The sequence below is a fragment of the bacterium genome (assembly GCA_030654305.1).
In the GTDB taxonomy this organism is placed as follows: domain Bacteria; phylum Krumholzibacteriota; class Krumholzibacteriia; order LZORAL124-64-63; family LZORAL124-64-63; genus PNOJ01.
This window is the reverse complement of record JAURXS010000053.1, coordinates 1-3459: the sequence shown is the minus strand read 5'-3', so window position 1 is coordinate 3459 and position 3459 is coordinate 1. Positions and strand designations below refer to the sequence as shown.

Annotated in this window: 4 protein-coding genes; all 4 read right to left on the bottom strand. The window is 70.3% G+C overall.

Annotated elements, in window-relative coordinates:
- On the bottom strand, window positions 1-568 hold a 568-nt coding region (locus tag Q7W29_01440; protein MDO9170478.1), incomplete at its 3' end, for a DHH family phosphoesterase.
- 2 nt (window positions 569-570) lie between these two features.
- Window positions 571-1524: a class II fructose-bisphosphatase gene (gene glpX, locus Q7W29_01435; protein ID MDO9170477.1), complete on the bottom strand. Its 954-nt coding sequence runs from the start codon at window positions 1522-1524 to the stop codon at window positions 571-573.
- A gap of 54 nt (window positions 1525-1578) precedes the next feature.
- On the bottom strand, window positions 1579-2868 hold the full coding sequence (locus Q7W29_01430) for a homoserine dehydrogenase (GenBank protein MDO9170476.1): 1290 nt from the start codon (window positions 2866-2868) through the stop codon (window positions 1579-1581).
- A partial coding sequence (locus Q7W29_01425; GenBank protein ID MDO9170475.1) for an aminotransferase class I/II-fold pyridoxal phosphate-dependent enzyme occupies window positions 2865-3459 on the bottom strand: 595 nt, incomplete at its 5' end. The genes Q7W29_01425 and Q7W29_01430, both read right to left, overlap by 4 nt.

Below are 3459 nucleotides of genomic sequence, written 5' to 3'. Positions count from 1 at the left end.
GGTCGCCGCGCATCAGGTGGTGGTCGATGACCACGACATCGAGGCCGATGTCGCGGGCGGCGATCAGGGCGTCATGGGCGGCCGCGCCGCAGTCGACGGTGACCACCAGATCGGCGCCCTGTTCCTGCAGATGCCGGAAGGCGGCCGGGCTGGGGCCGTAGCCCTCGATGATGCGGTCGGGAACATAGATGGCCAGCTCGCGGCCCATGGCCCGGAACCAGCGGACCAGCTGGGCGGCGCTGGAGGCGCCGTCGACATCATAGTCGGCGAACACCGCCGTCGGCCTGCCCGATACGACGGCGTCCACCAGGATACTGGCGGCCAGATCCATGTCGGCGAAGCTGGAAGGGTCGGGAAACTGCGCCTTGAGGGTCGGCGAGAGGTAGTTGGCCGCGCCCTCGGCATCGATTCCCCGGGCCGCCAAGGCGCGGGCCAGGGGCTCGCTCAGGCCGTGGCGCAGCTGATGGTCCCGCACCAGTGGCGCGTCGGCGGGACGCCCACGCCAGGCGCGACCGGACAGGGAGCGGCGGACACCGAGGAAACCGGCCTCGAGCGCGCCGTCGGCCATGGTCAGAGCGGCCGCTTCATCCGCACTTCACGCACCGTGCGGGTGGAGGAGTTCATCACCAGCGAGTGGGTGTGGACAAAGCCGCCCTCGAGCTTCACCCCGTCCAGCAGGGCGCCGTTGGTCACGCCGGTCATGGCGAAGATGGCGTCGGCGCGGACGATCTCGCCCAGCATGTATTTGCGGTCGAGGTCGGTGATGCCCCATTTGGCGGCGCGGCTGCGCTCGTCGTTGTTGCGGAACACCAGCCGGCCCTGGAACTGGCCGCCGACGCACTTCAGCGCCGCGCAGGCCAGCACGCCCTCGGGCGCGCCGCCCTGGCCGATATAAAGGTCAACGCCGGTCTCGGGGTCGGCGGTGTTGATCACCCCGGCCACGTCGCCGTCGGTGATCAGATAGACCCGCGCGCCGACGGAGCGCAGGCTGTTGATGATCTCGGCGTGGCGCGGACGGTCCAGCACGCAGACGGTGATCTGGTCGGGCTCCACGCCCTTCGCCTTGGCCATCGCCCTGACGTTGTCGGCCGGCGTCGCGTCCAGGTCGATGACGCCTTCGGCGTAGCCGGGCCCGCAGGCGATCTTGTCCATGTAGGTGTCGGGCGCGTTGAGCAGGGTGCCGGCGGGCGCCCAGGCCATAACGGCCAGGGCGTTGGCCATGGCCTTGGCCGTCAGGGTCGTGCCTTCCAGCGGGTCCAGCGCGATGTCGACGCGCGGCCCTTTGCCGGAGCCGACCTTCTCGCCGATGTAGAGCATCGGGGCCTCGTCGCGCTCGCCCTCGCCGATGACGATCTCGCCATCGATGGCCAGGTCGTTCAGCGCGTTGCGCATGGCGTCGACGGCGGCCTGGTCGGCCTCCTTTTCGTCGCCCCGGCCCACCAAGCCCCAGGCGGCGATCGCGGCGGCCTCGGTCACACGGACCGCGTCAAGAACCAGCCCCCGGTCCAGTGTCTCAGAACTCATGAAAGTCAGTCTCCCGGCCCCGTCGGGGCGCTCTCCGCCATTGTCGGAGGATTCTCAAATGCGCGCGATACGCAACAGCCGGGGACGCTCTAGCACGGCCGGCAGCTTTTCGATGCGGTTTATCGAGTCCGTCAGAACCGACTCGGCGATGGCGTGGGTGGTCAGCACGATCGGCACGCCGCCGGCGTCCTCGACCGGCTTCTGCAGGAAGCTGTCGATCGACACGCCGCACTCCGCCAGGGTCTCCGACACGGCGGCGATGACCCCGGCCTGATCCTTGACCAGAAGGCGCAGGTAGGCCTTGCCGACGCGACGGGTGGGCGCCACGGCGATGAACGGTTTCAGCTCGCCGGCCGGACGCTGGAACACCGGACGGACCGCCAGGGTCATGACATCGGCGATGTCGGCGGCCACGGCGGCGGCGGTGGGTCCCGAGCCCGCCCCGGGCCCCTGGATGAAGATCCGGCCGATCCGGGTGCCCTCGATGAACAGGGCGTTGAGGGCGCCGCGGGTCTCGGCCAGCGGATGGCCCTGGGCGACCAGCGAGGGATGCACCCGCACCGCCACGCCGTCGGCGGTGCGGTCGGCGGAGGCGATCAGCCGGATGCGGTAGCCGAGGTCCTTGGCCAGCCGGATGTCGAGCAGGTCGACCTGGTCGATGCCCTCGATCTCGGCGGCGGCGAAGTTGGGCGCGCAACCGAACGCCAGGGCGGCCAGGATGGTCACCTTGTGCGCGGCGTCGAAGCCGCCGACGTCCATCGTCGGGTCGGCCTCGGCGTAACCCATGCGCTGGGCTTCGGCGAGCACGTCGGCGAACGAGGCGCCGCGCTGTTCCATCTCGCTGAGAATGAAGTTGCAGGTGCCGTTGAGAATCCCGGCCACGCCGACCACGTCGTCGCCGACCATGGCCTCGCGCAGCATCTTCACCGCCGGGGTGCCGCCCATGACGGCGGCCTCGAACAGCAGCGGGACGCCGGCTTCTTCCGCCAGGGCCGCCAGCTCCGCGCCGTGCTCGGCGATCAGGGCCTTGTTGGCGGTGACGACCGGCTTGCCGGCCTTGAGCGCCGCCTCGACCGCCGCCTTGGCCGGCCCGTCGGAGCCGCCAACCAGTTCGACGAACAGGTCGATGTCCGGCGAGGTCGCCAGCGCCACCGGGTCGTCGAACCAGGCCAGGTCTGAGATGTCGATGCTGCGCGGCCGCGAGCGCGAGCGGGCGGTCACGCCGGTGATCACCGCCCTGCCCCCGGCCGGCGCGAAGTCCGGCCGCTCCGACAGGAACTGCAGCAGGCCGCCGCCGACGGTGCCCAGGCCGGCGACGCCGATACGCCAGGTGCGCGGGCTCATTGCGCGGCCATCGTGTTGTGGGCCTTGGCCAGGATGCGGTCGGAATCGGCGAGGAACTTCTTCACGTTGCGGGCCGCCTGTCTGATGCGGTGTTCATTTTCGACCAGGCCGATGCGGACATAGCCTTCGCCGTATTCGCCGAAGCCCGAGCCGGGCGCCACGGCGACGCCGGCCTCCTCGATCAGCAGGCGCGAGAACAGCATCGAGCCGGCCTCGCGGAACTGCTCGGGCACCTTGGCCCAGGCGAACATCGAGGCCGGCGGGGCGGGAATGTCCCAGCCCGCGCGGGCCATGGAGCTGACCAGGGTGTCGCGGCGGCTCTTGTAGATGCCCCGGATCTCCTCAACGCAGTCCTGCGGCCCGTTCAGCGCCGCGGCCGCCGCAACCTGGATCGGGGTATAGGCCCCGTAGTCCAGATAGGATTTCACGCGGGCCAGAGCCGCGCACATCCGCTCATTGCCCACCACCATGCCCACGCGCCAGCCGGCCATGGCGTAGGTCTTGGACAGCGAGTTGACCTCGACGGCGATGTCCTTGGCCCCGTCCACCTGCAGGATGGAGGGCGGCGGGTTGTCGTCGAAGTAGATCTCG

Bases quoted from the DNA above. Each gene is read 5' to 3' on its own strand.
- glpX (MDO9170477.1), bottom strand. From the start codon at position 1,524: ATGAGTTCTGAGACACTGGACCGGGGGCTGGTTCTTGACGCGGTCCGT.
- Q7W29_01430 (MDO9170476.1), bottom strand. From the start codon at position 2,868: ATGAGCCCGCGCACCTGGCGTATCGGCGTCGCCGGCCTGGGCACCGTC.